This is a genomic window from Paraburkholderia sp. CNPSo 3274 (assembly GCF_024206475.1).
GTDB lineage: Bacteria > Pseudomonadota > Gammaproteobacteria > Burkholderiales > Burkholderiaceae > Paraburkholderia.
The window spans coordinates 1-17,169 of record NZ_JAMBPR010000055.1; the positions used below are offsets into that span (position 1 = coordinate 1).

Genomic DNA, 17,169 nt, shown 5'->3' on the forward strand with positions numbered 1-17,169 from the left:
AAGGCATGCCGCCAGCGTTCAATCTGAGCCAGGATCAAACTCTTCAGTTTAAACCTGTTACTGTTTTCGGTCTCTCTCGAGACCGGTCGCTCACTCAAAGCTGACAGGTATCTGAATAAATTCAAAAACCTGACTTACTTTAGTGTGAGACTCTTGATACTTTTGCTGCTCCCGACAATGCTCCGAAGAACATCATCAGGCCGCCACCGCATCAAGCGCCCACACTTATCGGCTGTAAATTTTTAAAGAGCAATTCGTCTTAATCGCTTCGTTTTCGTTCGCAGCGATTAGCGAAGGAGGCGAATTATGCGGGTCATTCCGGATATCGTCAAGCGACTTTCGAATATTAATTTGGGGGCCGCTACGCCGACTATTTCGAGTCGCATTGCCGCTCGCTTCCCCGTTCAGTTGCAGCCAACCGAGGAAGGCTCGCATGTGCACGGGCTTGTCGGCATCCAGCGGCACCAACGCGTGATAGATCGCCCCTTCTGTCACCAGATCGGGGAACGGCCGCCGCACCCGGCCCGCAGCACAATCGGATTCGAGCGCAGGTGATGTCGTTGTTGATCAAGTGCTGACGGTCTCAACGATTCCTTCGGGAAGGGGCTGGGGCAACCCGACACAAAACCCTTGCGCGTAATCGATGCCAATCCCGCTGAGGCGCCCAATGATCGCTTCGCTTTCCACAAATTCGGCGATGGTCGCCTTGCCCGCTGCGTGGGCCACCTGGTGAATGGACTGGACGATCGTCCGATCGAGGTCGCTGCTGGCAATACCGCGCACGAAGCTGCCGTCGATCTTCAGGTAGTCCACGGGCAGGCGCTTGAGATATGTGAACGAGGACATGCCGGAGCCGAAATCGTCGAGCGCGAATCGGCAGCCAAGCGCGCGCAGGCTCTCCATGAGCGCAATCGCTTTCGAGAGATTGGTGATCACTGCCGTTTCCGTGATCTCGAAGCAGACGCTTGCGAAGCTGATTGCACAGCGCTGCTGCTGCTGAACGATGTACGCGAGCAGGTCCTCGTCGCCGAGCGACGCGCCGGAGAGGTTGATCGACCAGACGTTTGCCGCAAGATGCCCCGCCGCGATGGCTTCGAAAGCACGGCCGATCACCCATCGGTCAACGAGCGGCATCAAGTTGAAACGCTCGGCCGCGCCAATGAAGTACCCGGGAGGAATCACCTCACCCGATTCGTCGACCATGCGCAGCAGCAACTCGACGTGCACTTCCTCGCCGGGACCGCCCTCTTTGAGCGACTTGATCTGTTGCGCGTACAGGCGGAAACGGTCGTGCTCGAGCGCCGCTTTCACGCGGGCCACCCACTCCATCTGCGTATGGGTGGTCGACTGGAGCTGATCTTCGAGGCAGTACTGATGCACGCGGTTGCGGCCTTTTTCCTTGGCCATATAACAGGCGACGTCGGCCGCCTTCATGATGTCCCACGTCGAGGTCTGCGTGGCGTCCACGTCCACAACGCCAATGCTCACGCCAGTCGTCAGCAAACGCTGGTCCCAGGGTAGCCGGATGACTGTCACGGCCTCCCGCAGATCCTCCGCGACCCGCAGGGCGTCGTCGATGCAGCACTCGGGCAGCACGACGCCGAATTCATCGCCGCCCAGGCGTGCGAGGATATGGGCGGCGCGCAGTTGTTGTTTCAAGGCGCTGCCTACGCTGCGAATCAGTTCATCACCGGCCGCGTGGCCGCACGTATCGTTGACGACCTTGAACTGATCGAGATCGAGGAACATCACCGCATGCGGGTGTGTCCCGGCCTTTTCGAGCAAGCCCGATAGCCGGCGCTCGAATTCGCGACGGTTCAGCAAACCCGTTAGATGATCGTGCGTAGCCTGATATTCGAGTTCGGCGGCATGCTTGCGCTCCGTGCTGGCGTCTCGAAGCACCATCACCGTGCCCAGCATTTCCTCTTCGTCGTCGCGGATCGTTGCCACAGAGCAGGCCACGGGCAGGAGCGAGCCATCCGGGCGCGTCACCGAAAGTCTGCGCTGCGCGTCGTCGGCCGCTGCTGCACGGTTGTGCAGGCATTGAGCGGTGACGATATTGCCCGACCGCTCGTCGTAGAGATCACAAACATCGAACAACGGCTTCTGGTAAATATCGCGCGAGGGACGCCCGAGCATGCGCTCGGCGGCGGCGTTGCAATAGGTCACGCTCGCCTGGTTGTCCATGCGGATCACACCGTCGTCGATCGAAGCGAGCGTGGCTTCGGTGAGGCTCTTTTCTTTCGCGGCGGCCGCTTCTGCCCGCTTGAACCCGGAAATATCGAAGAGGCAACCGACGATGCGCGTCGCCCGGCCGCTCTCGTCACGTATGGCCTTGCCGCGCCCCCGGCACCACAGGTATTGACCATCCGCCATTCGCAACCTGTACTCGACGTCGTAGAGGCTGTCATGCTTCAGGTGGTTGATGATGGTCTGGCGCAAGCGGAGCAGATCCGCAGGATGCACGAGCGCATTGAAAGCGCGGGTGTCCATGGGGAGGTCGCCGGCGCCATAGCCGAGTTGCTGGTACAGATAGCGAGAATAGTAGGCACGGTCGCTGACCAGGTCCCAGTCCCACAGTCCAGCATTGATGCCCTCGAACCCGAGGCTGAGACGCTCCTCGCTCAAACGCAAACGGGCGGCAAGGCACCGGGAAAGGTGCAGCAGCAATAGCATGGCGGTGCAAGCGAGCACCGCAACGAGCCACGCTATGGCAACACGGGCGTGCTGAGCGAGCACGGCCACCGCTACGGCACTCCCCCACATAGGGACGAGCACCGCAGCGATTCGACCGCGGCGGTTGCCTTCGGTAAGCCAGTTCACTGCGCGTGTGATCAGTCTCATGGCTGATTTAGTATTCTTCTTGGTTCAGCTTCCATGCGTCGCGTGCGCGCAGCACTACGAGACAGCGTCACTGTAAAGCGTGACAACGTATGTCTGGAAAACGCGCAAACGGAGGAAGGCCCACGGACGGGTGGGTAAGTCTACCCGGTTTCCATATTCAGAATGAATGGGGATTACCCGCGGAAGTCATTTACGTGTGCGGGCATTTGCATTTGCGCTTTTGCGCGCGCGAATGATAGATACGGAAAGTATTGCGAGCTTAATTTTGAACCGGCTCGCAAACGTTCGCGAGCCGGCCGTTCTCGAGCATAGAAGCCGGAGGCCCCCGACGCAGCCTCCAAACGCCCTCTTGCTTACCGGCTTTGCAGGCGGATATCGCGCGACGAGGCACCCACATACACCGCACTGCCAGGCACATAGGCCCAGTCGTTACGCGTCGTGTCCCAAACGCTCTGTGCACGTTCCGTGATCGTCACGCGCACCGGCTGCGACTGGCCCGGCTTCAGGAACACCTTCTGGAAACCAACCAGACGACGCGGCGGTTCGCCGGCATAACTCACACCCAGATAAACCTGTGCCGTTTCTGCACCGGCTACACGGCCATCGTTGTGCACCGTGAACGACGCCGTGAGTGTATGCCCCGGGCCCTGCTTTACCGTCAGTCCAGAATAGCTGAAGTGCGTATATGAAAGGCCATAGCCGAACTCGTAAAGCGGCGTGATGTTGTTCGCGTCATACCAGCGATAGCCCATGTCCAGCTTTTCGGCGTACACGGGGTCGGTCGCGAAGGCGCCGTTCGCCCCCCACGTCGGCGTGTCCTGATCGCGCACCGGGAACGTGACCGGCAGCTTGCCCGAAGGGTTCACCTGACCGAACAGTACGTTCGCGATCGCTTTGCCGCCGCCCTCGCCCGGATACCATGCCTCGACGATTGCCGAGACCTGGTCCTTCCACGGCATCAGTACCGGATTGCCGCTCTCGATGATCACGATCGTGCGCGGGTTGGCCTTCGCAACGGCCTCGACCAGCTGATCCTGATTCGACGGGTTCGCGAGGCTCAGGCTTTGCAGATCGCCGAAGTCCTCACCCGCCGGCTGCGCCACGACGACGATCGCGACATCGGACTGGCTGGCGAGTGTCGCGGCCTGGGTGATCTCCTGCTGCGTATAGGCGCGGAACGGCTGCGTCTGGTCGGTGTTGCCCGCGAAGCTGACCTGTGCCGAAGGCGCGAGCTGCTGGATCGCCTGGGTGATAGGCGTATTGAGCTTGAGCCACGGGTTGGTCCACCAGCCGCAGCCCGTGGACGAAGCGAACGTAAGGCCGCCGCAGCCCGAGAAGTTGCCCGTGACCGGATCGCGCGTATTGCCCGAGCCGCCGCCAGTCAGCACGGCCGTATCGGCGTGAGCGCCGATCACCGCGATCTTGTGCAGGCTCGGCGCCGAAAGCGGCAGCTGGCTGCTGTCGTTCTTCAGGAGAACGATGGATTGCTCTTCTGCGGCCTGCGTGAACGCGTTGTACTTCGCGAAGTCGATCGTGGCGCCGCCCTGCGCCGGATGGTCCAGCACGCCGGTGCTGATCATCACATAGAGCTTGCGCCGCACCATGTCGTCCAGACGGTCCTGCGAGACTGCCTTCGAGGCGATCGCCTGTTTGACCAGATCGGGCGTGAGGTAGACCGTCGGGCCCACGTCCTCTTCCTCGTCGAGACCCGCGTTGATCGCCGGTGCCGTGCTATGTGTCGCGCCCCAGTCCGACTGCACCTGGCCCTGGAAGCCCCAGTCCTTCTTCAGCACGTCGGTCAGCACATGCGTGTTCTCGCACGCGTATGTGCCGTTCAGGCGGTTATAGCTACACATCACGCTGCCAGGCCGCGCTTCCTTCGCCGCGATTTCGAACGGCAGCAGATAGAGTTCGCGCAGCGTGCGCTCGTCGATCTGGCTGTTGCCGCCCTGGCGGCCCGTTTCCTGTTCGTTGCCAACGTAGTGCTTGATCGTGGCGATCACCTGTTGGCTTTGCGTGCCGATGGTGCGCGCCGCCAGCATTTCGCCCGCCAGCACGGGGTCTTCGCCGAGGTACTCGAAGAGGCGCCCGCCGCGCGGTTCGCGCGCGAGGTTCGTGCCGCCGCCCAGACCCATGCCGAATCCTTGCTCGCGCAACTGGTCGGCTATGCGTGCGCCGAAGTCGCGCGCGAGGTACGGGTCCCAGCTTGCCGCGAGCGCGATCGTCGCCGGAAAGGTCGTGCTCTTCTGGTTCGTGCTGCCTGATCCCGTTGCGGAATCAACCATATTCAGGTCGGGAATACCCAGGCGCGGCACGCCCTGAATGTAGCCCGCGCCGCCGCCGGGCACGGCGCTCATTTGATATTCGGAATGGATGAACTGGAGCTTCTCGTCCTGCGTCATGCGCTTGAGCAGCAGGTCCGCCCGAACATGCGCGCCGAGGTTTTGGGGGACGGCCATCAGCGGCATCGGCAACGGATAAGGTACGTCGTTGCTGCTGTCGCCGGCATAGGCGGTAGCGGCCATCGCAACCAACACGGCGGCGGTGGGCCAACGGGTGATCCTCATATGTCTCTCCGAGAGTTCGAATACGTTATGGAGTACTGATCAGACTCGTAAACAGGGTCTGGCAGAGCGGCCGGCCGCGTCAGGTGCCGGCAAACTTCCTGCGGGGGAAACCGGTTGAGCCGCGAAGCGCAAACGTTTGCTTCTGTACGTCCGCGTGGACCTCGCCGGTTGATGTAGCAAAACTCCAAATAATCATATAAAAACTATTGAGTAGTCTTACGGGCTTTTATCTCGGTGTTTTCCCGGCTGGCGGTAGCTAACATGCATGAAAGGAGCGAAATCGACAGTTAAACGTAATAACTGCGTAATGCAATTGTTGCGAACGCAACGGAAAATCGGAATTCGATGTGAATTGCATGACGCTCGCGAATTCGGAGCGGCGTCCCGTGAGCGCAGCGTGTAGTGCGCGTCGCGGGCCGAAAAAAAGTTAATCTGTTACGAGGCCCGCGCATGCGGCGGCGCTCGCGCTGGCGCGCGCGAAATCGACATCACTGTAAGGAGTGGCCACGATGGAAAGGCAACGCAAGGCTCCCCGAATCGCTTCGACCCTGCTCGCTGCTGCGTGCGCACTCGCTCTGGCAAGCGGCGCACTCGCGCAAACGGGCATGCCGCAAACGGAGCAGCAAGGTGACGTCTCGTTCGTGTCCGGCGGGGTTGGCCGCGACGAGTCCACGGCGCTGCGGCACGCGCGCAGCCAGTGGCCGCTCTCGCTGCTGTTTACCGGTCCCGGTTCGAGCTATGTTGCGGACGTGCAGGTACAGATATCGAACGCCGGCGGCACGTCCGTGCTCGACACGCGTTCGCACGGTCCGTACATGCTCGTGCGGCTGCCCAGCGGACGCTATACGATCACCGCCACCTATAACGAGGTAACAAGGACGCAGCGCGTGAACGTCGCCGGCAACGGCAGCGCGCGTGCGACGTTCTCGTTTCCGGGCAAGCACTGAGCACGAATCACCTCTCCAGCCTGTCGAGGTGGCTCACCAGGGAACGACTCTCCCGAGGTAGTCGAGGTAATGGAGTCCGGTACGGCCTTCGTACGCTTCGATTGTGCTGACCAGGTTGGGGATGCTCTCCTCGATCCTCAGGCGCGCTTGCGGACCGCCCATGTCCGTGCGCACCCATCCGGGGGCCATGAGCAACAAGGTTTTCGCGTCGGTTTGATGGCGAGCCGCATAGCTGCGCATGAACATGTTCAGTGCGGCCTTGCTGCCCCGGTAGACCTCGTGGTTTCCATTTGTGTTGTTGCCGACGCTTCCTTGCCCGGACGACATGACGCCTATCGTCCCGGCCGGTTGCACCAGGTCCTGAAATGCCTCGACAACGCGCATCGGACTTAACGCGTTCGTCACCATCACGCGAACGAATTCATCGGTTGAAACATCTGCAATCGTTTCACGATGATCATTCGTGATGCCGGCGTTCACGAATAGCATGTCCACCCGGCGATCCTGAAGGCGATCGTGCAGTGCGGCGACCTGCTCCGGCACCGTAATATCGACTGAGTCGACTTCGAGCGCACCTTGCGAGGCCTGCGCCGTCTTCGCAAGCCGGTCCATCGAGCCCGCTCTGCCGGTGGCTATCACGCGCCAGCCGTGCTTGAGGTATTCCTCGACCATGGCGAAGCCAAGTCCGCGCGACGCGCCGATGAGAAGGACCGTTTTTTGATGCGGTGATGCCTGCATGGCTATTTCCCTCTATTCAGTCGATATGGGGAATATAGTGGCGCCTCACACGTGGCGGAAGGCGCATGGCTTGCAGCGATAAGCTGCACGGAAAGCCATGCCAAAAAGTACCGTGCTAGCATCGCGCATGTCCGAACCCGATTTGAATCTCCTTATCGCGCTCGACGCATTGCTCGACGACGGCAGCGTGGTTGGCGCGGCGCGTCGACTGGGGTTGAGCGCCTCGGCAATGAGCCGGACCTTGACCCGCCTTCGCGAGGCGACCGGCGACCCGCTCCTCGTTCGCGCCGGCCGCGGCATGGTGCTCACCTCGCATGCGCAGGCGCTGCGCGAGCGCACGCGAAACGCGGTTCGCGAAGCACGCGCCGTCCTTGTGCCGTCGGTCACCGAGCCCGATCTCGCCACCTTGCAGCGGACCTTCACCATTCGCGCCAACGATGGTTTCGTGGAAGCCTTCGGCGCGCCGCTCATCGCCGCGGCCACAGCGGTCGCGCCGTTCGTGCGCTTGCGCTTCGCGCCCAAGACGGAGAAGACGTCGGCGCATTTGCGCGAGGGTTCCGCCGACCTCGAGATCGGCGTGCTGGGCGAGATGGGTCCGGAAATCCGCGTGCAGGCGCTCTTCAGGGACCGCTTCGTCGGCGTCGTCAGAAAAGGCCATCCGCTAGCGCTGGAACGCGGGCCGGGCGCCGAACGGTATGTCGCCTTCGGGCACGTTGTCGCGTCGCGAAGCGGCCGCGGCAGTGGACCGGTCGATGTCGCATTAGCCGCGTTGGGACTGGAAAGAACGATCGTCGCCGTGGTGCCCAGCTTTCCTGCCGCGCTAGCCGTGGCGCGCGCTTCCGATCTGATTGCGCTCGTGCCCGGATCGTTTCTGTGCAATGACCGTGAACAACCGCAGGAACAACAGGACGAACTGCGCGAATCGCCGCAGTCCGCTGGAATCCACGTTTTCGAGCTTCCGGTCACGACCGAAAAAATCACGGTGTCGCAGATGTGGCATCCGCGCATCGAGGCCGATCCCGTCCATCGCTGGCTGCGGCAACTCGTGCTAGCGGTTTGCCGGCAACGCGTGCCGCTGTGATGTCGCCGCAATCAATGCGCAGCGGCCCAGCCGACGATGAAATCGATGAATGCGCGCGTCTTCGCGGGCGTGTAGTGGCGCGACGGATAGTACGCGTATAGCGGGAAGCGCTCGTCGGGCCAATCCGGGAACAGATTCACCAGCCTGCCATCGGCAATCAGAGGCTCGGCGCCGAGAAGCAGCATTTGCGCAATGCCGGAACCAGCCAGACACGCATTGAGCAATGCGCCCGGATCGTTCACGGTCAGCCGCCCATGCGTCGCCACGACGACATGTTTACGCTTGCGATGAAACTCCCAGGGATAAGGCTTGCCTGTTTCGGGATCACGGAATTCGAGGCACCGGTGAGCGGTGCCTTCGAGATCTTCGGGGTGCAGCGGCCTTCCCCTGCGCGAGAGATAGGCCGGCGCCGCGACCGTCACCACGGGGGAATCGAGCACCTTGCGGGCAACTAGTGTGGAAGATTTCGGCTTGCCGAATCGCATTGCGACATCGAATCCCTCCGCAACCAGGTCGCCAAGACTATCTCTCGCGATCAGTTCGATCTCGAGATCGGGATGGGCGTCCATGAACCGGTCGAGTTCCGTGCCGAGTATCGCCCGATAGCACACCGGGTCCAGATTGACGCGCAGCCTGCCCCGCACCGCCGACGCGTTGCCCGATGCCGCGATGGCCGCTTCCTCGAGCCCGGCGAGATGCGGGACGACCTGCTCGTAGAAACGGCGCCCGCCTTCGGTAAGCGAAATCGATCGCGTCGTGCGATTGAAGAGCCGGATATCGAGCCGCTTCTCCAGCCTCGCAATCGCGCGGCTCACACCTGGCGGCGACATGCCGAGCACGTCTGCCGCGGCGGCAAACGTCCCCGCGTCGACGACGGCAGCAAACACGCTGATTGCGCCGGAAATGTTCTCGAGTGTCGTTCTCAATGTCGTCGTTCCAATGGCAGCCTGTACGGCAGCCCCTGGCAGCCTTCGGCGATGATGGATCGGCAATCCGATTCGTGCGCCCGAGTCACTGATCTAGTGCCCTTCGCAGCATTTAGTTTCGGCCGCCCTGCGTCCAGAATGCGTCTCACCGAAACGGCACCAGGCAGCACCTTGCTGCCATCGTGTTCGGCTCTTTCGACAATCTCGTCGTCGTATCCGGAGGGTTTCAAGTGTACGCAATTACAGGCATTACGGGAAAAGTGGGCGGCGCACTCGCACGTGCGCTGCTTGGCTCGGGGCAACCGGTGCGGGCAGTCGTGCGCGACGCTGCGCGCGCCGCGTCGTGGCAAGCACAAGGATGCGAGTTGGTGACGGCAAGCATGGAAGACGCCGCGGCGCTTACCGCTGCATTCAGCGGTGCGCAGGGCGTGTTTATCCTGCTGCCTCCGCAGTTCGATCCCTCGCCTGGCTTTCCGGAATCGCGCGCGGTCATCGATGCCGTTTGCACCGCGATTCACAAGGCACAGCCCGGTAAAGTCGTTTGTCTGTCGACCATCGGCGCGCAGGCGCACGAGAGCAATCTGCTCACGCAACTTTCGTTGATGGAGCAGGCGCTAGCCGCGCTGCCTGTGCCGGTGACTTTCCTGCGGCCCGGCTGGTTCATGGAGAACGCTGCGTGGGATGTCGCGGGCGCGCGCGATGATGGCGTGATCGAGAGCTACCTGCAACCGCTCGACCAGGCCGTGCCGATGGTCGCAACCGCGGACGTCGGCCGCCTCGCCGCCGAATCGCTCCAACAGACGTGGAGCGGCACACGCGTGATCGAGCTGGAGGGACCGCGCCGCGTGAGCGCGAACGACATTGCTTGCGCGTTTGCCCGCGTGCTTGGCAGGCCTGTGCGTGCGGTGGCGGTGAACCGGCAGGAATGGGAGTCGCGCTTTCTGTCACAAGGCATGAAGCATCCCTTGCCGCGTATGCGCATGCTGGACGGATTCAACGAGGGCTGGATCTGTTTCTCGAAGCCCGCCGATGACATCCTTCGCGGGCATGTCGAACTGGACACCGTGCTCGATGCGCTGGTAAGCGGTGCGTAACGAAAGGCATTGGCGCGAATGACGCCAAAGTTGGCGCGTTCGGCCGTGGTCCGCCGAACGCGCCTCGTCTAGACTGTCGTCGCAAACTGTTCACATCCCTTCCCGGAGCGCGAATCATGTTCGATGTGCTGGCAACGAAACCTGCGGGCAGCACACCCGCGCTGGACAGCGTGCCATGGCACGCGCTCACCGGCCGCCAGCGCCATCTTGCCGTTGGAAACGATCGCGCAGTGCGGTATATGCCCACCGTCGCCCCCTTCGCGGCGATGACGGACACCACGCCTGAATCGTTCGACGCCTTGCGAGGACTGATCGAAGAGCACGCACCCGTTGCCCTGACCACGCTGGATGCCGTGGAGCCTCCCGCCGACTTCGCCCTGATCAGGCATGCCACGCTGCTGCAAATGGTCTGGCAAGGCGAAGCCCAAGCGCCCACCTCGCTGGAGCATGTCCGGCTAACGGAGCATGACGGGCCGGAGATGCTCGCGCTGGCCGCGGCAACGCAGCCGGGCCCGTTTGGCCCACGCACCATCGAATTCGGCGGCTACGTCGGCGTGCGCAGGGAGGGCAAGCTCGTCGCCATGGCAGGCGAGCGCATGAAGATCGAAGGGCATACCGAAATCAGCGCTGTGTGCGTAGACCCAGCGTTCAGAGGGCAAGGGCTCGCGGCGTCCCTCATGAAGCTCCTGATCGCCGCAATCTGCGCGCGCGGCGAGACCCCCTTCCTGCACGCGCTCACGTCGAATCACGGCGCCATTTCCATCTATCGCACACTGGGCTTTGTCGAGCGCCGCGAGATGCATCTCACGGTGCTTGGCGTCGCGCCATAGCAAAGCCGCACGGTCACAACAAGTCGGCACGCAGTTCCCGCACCCCTCTTCCCAATCGCTGCCGCAACAGGCTGCGCAGCGTCGCGCCGTCGCCGTAACCGACTTCGGCGGCAATCCTCTCCAGGTCGAGCTTGCCGCTGCGCAGCAGCGACTGCGCGTGCTCGACCCGCAAATCCTGAAAGTACGCCAGCGGCGACTTGCCGAGCACCTCCTGGCAGCGGCGCTGCAATGAGCGCGAGCTCGTTGCCAGCGCCTTCGCGGCGTCCTGCAACGAGAATCCCGACTTGAGATTTTTTCTCGCCCATTGTTCGAAACGCTGAATGAGCGGATCGGCTTGCGCCAGATGATTCGGGATGATGTACGGCGCCTGCGAAGAGCGGATGTCGGCCAGCAGGTAGCGCGAAACGAGCGACGCCAGTTCGGGGCTCGCCGAGCGGATCAGCCAGAGCGCGAGATCCAGATGCCCCATGGCCGCACCGGCCGTGACGCCAATATCCGAAGGCACGAGCATGCGCGATTCGTTCAACTGCACATGTGGATAGCGTTGCCGGAAGAACGGCGCGAGCGCCCAGTTGGTCGTGGCTTCGCGGTGATCGAGCAGCCCCGCCTCCGCGAGGATGAACGTCCCCACGCACGAAGCGCCGACTCGCACGCCCCCCGTTTGCCATTCGAGCAATCGCGCCATGGCCTCTTCGACGTCCCGGCGCTCGAAGGACTGCATCAGCTCCTGCGCGGACAACGTCACCAATGCCGGCACGATTACCCAATCGGGCTTCGAATTCGGCGCGAGCGGCTGCACCGGCACCGCCAGGCCGTGGGCCGAACGCACCCGCTTTCTCACCCCCACGAGCGTGACGTCGAAACGCGGAACGCCGCCCATGGCCGCGGCTGAAAGCTTGTTTGCGACCGAGAACGCGTCGAGCGTGACTGAGAGCCCGGTATCGAAGACGCCGTCGAGAGCCAGGACAGAAATGCGCATGGCGTAAATGCCTCTAAAGTTGTCGTTTGTGACAGTACAGCCGACGAGACCCCAACGATACACTCAATCGTGTTGCAAGTCGCAACAAACGTTGACCAAGGAGGTTGTCATGAAGGTTCTCGCTATTGGATCGATCGTCAAGGAACTCACGCCCGCGCAGCGCGACGAGATCATGCCGCAGGAGGTGCCGGCCACGCTCAAGCTCTACCTGGACGGCAAAATCGAGCAGTACTGGTTTCGCCAGGACAAACCGGGAGTGGTGTTTCTCATGAGCTCGGGCTCGGTCGACGATGTGAAGGCCACGCTGGATACGCTGCCGCTCACCCAGGCCGGCATCCTCGCGTTCGATCTGCTGCCGGTGGGCCCGCTCGCGCCGCTCGGCCTGCTCCTTCAAGGAAAGTAAGCGCTACGCAGGAGGCGCCGTCCACGCATGCGCCATGGGTTGTCGGCGACCTCCTGGCAGCCTTCTTCTCCTCGCCAAAGATTTCTCCTACAACGTACTGATCCGCCGCTTGTTTTCGATGCTTTCTGGTGGCTGGCGCGGAACCTTGGGGAACCTGCAGAACCTGGCAAAGGGAAGAAGGATGAAAACTAACGGTAAAAGCCAAATCGCCCGCGCGCTGGTCTTCATGGCCATCGCGAGTTGCGCGGGCTATGCCCACGCACAAACGGCCGCGAGCACGCCCGGCGAGGCGTCCGCTCAAGCAGGCGCGCCCGCGCAATCGGGCCGCTCGGACAGCGCGTTGGTGCGTGACGTCCGCCGGGCCTTCACGCGCACAACGGGACTGAATTTCGCCAACATCCACGTCACAGCGCGTGACGGCGTCGTCTCCTTGACGGGGTCGGTACCGCACAAATCGCAGATCGCGCGGGCCGGCGACGCGGCCGGGTCGGTGAACGGCGTCACCTCGGTGTCGAACCACTTGACCGTGCGTACTGCCCGCGGCAGCGGACCTTGATTCGCGCACTCACGAGCGGACTTAAAAGCGGACTTAGAAGCGGACGCTTCAGCGGATTCGATCGGCAGCACAGCAGGATCGTCCTATTCCCGGCGCGCGCGTCCTGTCAAAGTGACTCATCGAACTTCGATCAAGGAGCCCTCCGTGTGCGGCCAGCCTGCGTCCTCGAGCCTCGTCTGCGAGACTTTCACCGAATCCGACATCGAGGGCGCCCACGCGCTTTCCCTGCAATTCCGCTGGCCGCATCGTAGCGACGACTGGCGTTTCGCCGCCGCGGCCGGGCAAGGCTTCGTGGTTCGCGAAGGCAAGACCGTGGTGGGCACGGCGCTGTGCTGGCCCTGGGGCAAGCATGGCGCGACGCTCGGGCTCGTGATCGTCTCGGCCGGCCAGCAAGGCCGCGGAATCGGCCGGATGCTGATGGAGCGCCTGCTCGAAGCGCTCGGAACGCGCATGACCGTGCTGCATGCCACTGAGGCAGGCCAGCCGCTCTACGAAAAGCTCGGCTTCAAGAAGATCGGCCTGCTGCATCAGCACCAGGGCGACAGCGTTGCGGCGCCCATTGTCGAGCCGCCGCCGGGCGAGCGTTTGCGGCCGCTCGAACCGGGCGATACACCGCGCCTCATCGAACTCGCGTCGCGCGCGAGCGGGCTCGACCGCAGCGCACTCGTGCCGCCGCTGCTCGATGTGTCCCAGGGCGTCGCGCTGGTGCGCGACGACACGGTGCTCGGCTTCGCGCTGTTGCGGCCTTTCGGCCGCGGCCATGCGATCGGTCCGGTTTCGGTCGCGGCCGACGATGGATTGCACCTGCAGCGCGCCAAAGCGTTGATCGCCAACCGCCTGGCCGCCAACGCGGGGGCCTTCACGCGCCTCGATACACCTGACGAGCAGGGCCTCGGCCCCTGGCTCGAATCGGTCGGCCTCGCGCGCGTCGACACGGTCGTGAAGATGGCGCGCAACGGCGCGCCCGCGCACGATCCGGGCGTGCTGCAGTTCGCCATCGTCAATCAGGCGCTAGGCTGACTGGGGGAACCGCCTTCATGACGCTCCTCTACAAAGCCGACCCCGAGCGGGGCAAGCAATGGGCGCAGCTTTTCGCGCACAAGGCTCCCGAGATTCCTTTCCGCCTTTGGCCCGATACCGGCGACCTCGCCGCCGTGCGTTATCTCGCGGCGTGGCAGCCGCCCGAGGACCCCGCGCGCACGCTGCCCAATCTCGAAGTGATCTTCTCCGTGGGCGCGGGAATCGACCAGTTCGATCTTTCCGGCGTGCCGGAGCACGTTGCCGTGGTGCGCATGGTCGAGCCGGGCATTGTCGAGGGGATGGTCGAGTACGTGACGCAGTCGGTCCTGACCATCCATCGCGATCTGTTCGATTACGCCCTGCAACAGCAGCAGCGCGTGTGGCGCGCCCTGCCCGTGCGCGCCGCCGCGTCGCGCCGCGTTGGCGTGCTGGGGCTCGGCATGCTGGGCAGCGCGGTGCTCGAACGCTTGCGCCTCTTCGGCTTCGCATGCGCGGGCTGGAGCCGCTCGCCGCGCGTCTTGCCCGACGTGGAATGCTACGCGGGCGCCGAGGCGCTCGACGCCTTCCTCGCGCGCACCGATATCCTCATCTGCCTGCTGCCGCTCACCGAAGCCACGCGCGGCCTGCTCGACGCCACGCTCTTCGCGAAGCTGCCGCGGGGCGCGTCGTTCATTAACGTCGGGCGCGGGCCGCAACTGGACCAGCAAGCGCTGCTCGACGCGCTCGATAGCGCTCACCTGCGCAATGCGATTCTCGACGTCGCGGACCCCGAGCCGCTGCCGCCAGAGCATCTGTTCTGGACGCATCCGCGCGTGCGCCTCACGCCGCACATTGCCAGCGCCACGCGGCCCGAAACGGCCGTCGATGTCGTGCTCGAGAACATCCGCCGCCACCGCGACGGCGTGCCGATGCTCGGCCTCATCGACCGGACGCGCGGCTACTGAGGCGAGCGACCGCGCCGGGGGCTCAGCAGAATATGCTGCGCCCCCCGATCAAAACGCCACAAACACGCTATTTCGCGAATTATTTGGCGAAGCGTGCACCGGTATCGGCCCGGTAGCATGGAACGGTGAATCAACGGCCAAGCGCCGCACTCCTCTGACTTTTCAGCCGGGAACCGAACCATGCCGAATCGCTCGCTCATCGAAGCCGACCGCAAACATCTGATCCATCCCGTCGTGAATTACCGCGCGCACGAAGCGCGCGGCGTGACCGTGCTCGAATCCGCCCAGGGCGTGTTCCTGCGCGACGCCGCTGGCCACGAACTGCTCGACGCGTTCTCCGGCCTCTGGTGCGTCAACACGGGCTACGGCCATCAAAGCATCGTCGAAGCCGCGGCGCGCCAGATGGCGCGCCTGCCCTACGCGACGGGCTATTTCCACTTCGGCTCGGAGCCTGCCATCGAACTGGCCGCGCTGCTCGTGGAGCGCGCGCCCGCTTCGCTGCAACACGTGTACTTCACGCTGGGCGGCTCGGATGCGGTGGATTCGGCGCTGCGCTTCATCACGCACTACTACAACGCAACGGGCCGCCCCGCGAAGAAGCACGTCGTCGCGCAGGAGCGCGGCTATCACGGCTCGTCGGCAGTCGGCGCGGGGCTGACTGCGCTGCCCGCGTTCCATCGCAACTTCGACTTGCCGCTCGCCACGCAGCATCACATTCCCTCGCCCTATGCGTATCGCAGCGAGCATGCGGACAACGCGGCGCTCATCGCCGCTTCGGTCGCCGCGCTCGAAGCGAAGGTCGCAGCGCTCGGCGCCGAAAACGTCGCCGCGTTTTTCTGCGAGCCGATCCAGGGTTCGGGCGGCGTGATCGTGCCGCCCTTCGGTTGGCTGAAAGCCATGCGTGAAGCGTGCCGCAAGCTCGACATTCTCTTCGTCGCCGACGAGGTGATTACAGGCTTTGGCCGCACGGGTCCGCTCTTCGCGTGCCAGGCCGAAGACGTCGAGCCGGATCTGATGACCGTGGCCAAGGGCCTCACCGCTGGCTACGCGCCGATGGGCGCCGTGCTGATGTCGGATGCCATTTATCAAGGCATTGCCGATGGCGACGCCGCCGCCGTGATCGGCCACGGCCACACCTATTCGGCGCACCCGGTGAGCGCGGCGATCGGCCTCGAAGTCATGCGCCTCTATCACGAAGGCGGCCTGGTCGCGAACGGTGTCGCGCGCGCGCCGCGCTTCGCTCAGGGGCTCGACGCGCTGCTCGCCCACCCGCTCGTGGGCGACTCGCGTCACCGCGGTCTGCTCGGCGCGCTCGAACTCGTCGCCGACAAGGAGAGCAAGCAGCACTTCGACGCATCGCTCGGCCTGCCCGATCGCATTGCCGCCGCCGCGTACGGCAACGGCCTCGTATTCCGCGCGTTCGGCGACGGCATTCTCGGCTTCGCGCCCGCGCTTTCGTACACCGAAAGCGAGTTCGACCTGCTGTTCGAGCGCCTCGAAAAAACGCTCGACGACGTGCTTGCGCAGCCCGAAGTGCGCGCCGCATTGAAGGCCGGGAACGGGACGAAGAATGGGGTCAGCGCCCGTGTCGCCGCGTGATAACATCACTCGACACTTCGACATGCAGGGCCGCCCCCATCGCGATGAGCAACGACTGCAAGCTGGACCGAATCGATCTGCGCATCCTCTCGCAACTGCAGAAGCGGGGGCGCATCACGAATGTCGAACTGGCCGACGCAGTCGGGCTGTCGCCAAGCCCCTGCCTGATCCGCGTAAAACGTCTGGAGAAGGCGGGGTTCATCGCTGGCTACGGCGCGCAGATCCAGCTGGAAAAGCTGGGCGACGTGCAGATGGTGTTCACCGAAGTCACGCTCGCCGACCATCGCCGCGAGGACTTCATCAAGTTCGAGAAGGCAATACGCGAGGTGGACGAGGTGGTCGAGTGCCATCTCGCGAGCGGCGGCTACGACTATCTGCTAAAGTTTGTCGCGCGCAGCGTGAGCCATTATCAGAGCATTGTCGAGGGGCTGCTGGAGCGCGATATCGGCATCGAGAAGTACTTCAGCTACGTGATCATCAAGACGGCGTTCATCAAGACGCACTACCCGCTCGAAACGCTGTTCTCGCAGAACCTGCATTCCTGAGCATGGGCGACGAACGTGAGGCACGCGCCTCGCGCTCCTGCGTCCCGCTTCCATTTTCTCGCGCGCGCTTCGCGCCGAAACCTCACGGCTTCGGCG

At 63.5% G+C, this 17,169-nt stretch carries 15 protein-coding genes; 10 read left to right on the forward strand and 5 right to left on the reverse strand.

Annotated elements, in window-relative coordinates; genetic code table 11:
* Positions 1-567 precede the first annotated feature (567 nt).
* Both M3I54_RS30330 and M3I54_RS30335 read right to left on the reverse strand, forming a co-directional pair.
* On the reverse strand, positions 568-2,844 hold the full coding sequence (locus tag M3I54_RS30330; RefSeq protein WP_254342567.1) for an EAL domain-containing protein: 2,277 nt from the start codon (positions 2,842-2,844) through the stop codon (positions 568-570).
* A 353-nt stretch (positions 2,845-3,197) separates the two neighbouring features.
* Positions 3,198-5,411 carry a glycoside hydrolase family 3 C-terminal domain-containing protein gene (locus tag M3I54_RS30335; protein WP_254342574.1) on the reverse strand — a complete coding sequence of 738 codons (2,214 nt, stop codon included), beginning with the start codon at positions 5,409-5,411 and terminating at the stop codon, positions 3,198-3,200.
* Positions 5,412-5,920: 509 nt separating this feature from the next.
* On the opposite strand from M3I54_RS30335, the gene M3I54_RS30340 reads away from it, so the two are divergent.
* Positions 5,921-6,358: a DUF4493 domain-containing protein gene (locus M3I54_RS30340; protein WP_254342576.1), complete on the forward strand. Its 438-nt coding sequence runs from the start codon at positions 5,921-5,923 to the stop codon at positions 6,356-6,358.
* Positions 6,359-6,391: 33 nt separating this feature from the next.
* Here the strand turns inward: M3I54_RS30340 and M3I54_RS30345 are convergent, their stop codons facing one another.
* The gene (locus M3I54_RS30345) at positions 6,392-7,096 is read right to left on the reverse strand and encodes an SDR family NAD(P)-dependent oxidoreductase (RefSeq protein ID WP_254342578.1); all 705 of its coding nucleotides are present in this window, start codon (positions 7,094-7,096) and stop codon (positions 6,392-6,394) included.
* A gap of 127 nt (positions 7,097-7,223) precedes the next feature.
* Here M3I54_RS30345 and M3I54_RS30350 point away from each other — a divergent pair, with 127 nt between their 5' ends.
* A complete protein-coding gene (locus tag M3I54_RS30350; protein ID WP_254342580.1) occupies positions 7,224-8,177 on the forward strand; it encodes a LysR family transcriptional regulator in 954 nt (317 codons plus the stop codon).
* 11 nt (positions 8,178-8,188) lie between these two features.
* On the opposite strand, the gene M3I54_RS30355 is transcribed toward M3I54_RS30350, so the two are convergent.
* Positions 8,189-9,103, reverse strand: a complete 915-nt coding sequence (locus tag M3I54_RS30355) for a LysR family transcriptional regulator (RefSeq protein WP_254342582.1) — start codon at positions 9,101-9,103, stop codon at positions 8,189-8,191.
* Positions 9,104-9,333: 230 nt separating this feature from the next.
* Here M3I54_RS30355 and M3I54_RS30360 point away from each other — a divergent pair, with 230 nt between their 5' ends.
* Both M3I54_RS30360 and M3I54_RS30365 read left to right on the forward strand, forming a co-directional pair.
* The gene (locus M3I54_RS30360; RefSeq protein ID WP_254342590.1) at positions 9,334-10,197 is read left to right on the forward strand and encodes an NmrA family NAD(P)-binding protein; all 864 of its coding nucleotides are present in this window, start codon (positions 9,334-9,336) and stop codon (positions 10,195-10,197) included.
* A 116-nt stretch (positions 10,198-10,313) separates the two neighbouring features.
* On the forward strand, positions 10,314-11,027 hold the full coding sequence (locus tag M3I54_RS30365) for a GNAT family N-acetyltransferase (protein WP_254342592.1): 714 nt from the start codon (positions 10,314-10,316) through the stop codon (positions 11,025-11,027).
* Between the two features lie 13 nt (positions 11,028-11,040).
* Here M3I54_RS30365 and M3I54_RS30370 read toward each other — a convergent pair whose 3' ends face one another.
* Positions 11,041-12,006 carry a GlxA family transcriptional regulator gene (locus M3I54_RS30370; RefSeq protein WP_254342594.1) on the reverse strand — a complete coding sequence of 322 codons (966 nt, stop codon included), beginning with the start codon at positions 12,004-12,006 and terminating at the stop codon, positions 11,041-11,043.
* A 109-nt stretch (positions 12,007-12,115) separates the two neighbouring features.
* On the opposite strand from M3I54_RS30370, the gene M3I54_RS30375 reads away from it, so the two are divergent.
* From M3I54_RS30375 to M3I54_RS30400, 6 genes are all read left to right on the forward strand, one after another.
* The gene (locus M3I54_RS30375) at positions 12,116-12,409 is read left to right on the forward strand and encodes a hypothetical protein (protein ID WP_254342596.1); all 294 of its coding nucleotides are present in this window, start codon (positions 12,116-12,118) and stop codon (positions 12,407-12,409) included.
* A gap of 34 nt (positions 12,410-12,443) precedes the next feature.
* On the forward strand, positions 12,444-12,965 hold the full coding sequence (locus M3I54_RS30380; RefSeq protein WP_254342597.1) for a BON domain-containing protein: 522 nt from the start codon (positions 12,444-12,446) through the stop codon (positions 12,963-12,965).
* A 144-nt stretch (positions 12,966-13,109) separates the two neighbouring features.
* The gene (locus tag M3I54_RS30385) at positions 13,110-13,985 is read left to right on the forward strand and encodes a GNAT family N-acetyltransferase (protein ID WP_254342599.1); all 876 of its coding nucleotides are present in this window, start codon (positions 13,110-13,112) and stop codon (positions 13,983-13,985) included.
* Positions 13,986-14,002: 17 nt separating this feature from the next.
* Entirely contained in the window at positions 14,003-14,929 is a 927-nt protein-coding gene (locus tag M3I54_RS30390; RefSeq protein WP_254342601.1) for a glyoxylate/hydroxypyruvate reductase A, read from the forward strand.
* 180 nt (positions 14,930-15,109) lie between these two features.
* Positions 15,110-16,528, forward strand: coding sequence for an aspartate aminotransferase family protein (locus tag M3I54_RS30395; RefSeq protein WP_254342603.1), 1,419 nt, complete (start codon positions 15,110-15,112; stop codon positions 16,526-16,528).
* Between the two features lie 44 nt (positions 16,529-16,572).
* Positions 16,573-17,073, forward strand: a complete 501-nt coding sequence (locus M3I54_RS30400) for an Lrp/AsnC family transcriptional regulator (RefSeq protein WP_254342605.1) — start codon at positions 16,573-16,575, stop codon at positions 17,071-17,073.
* Positions 17,074-17,169: the final 96 nt, after the last annotated feature.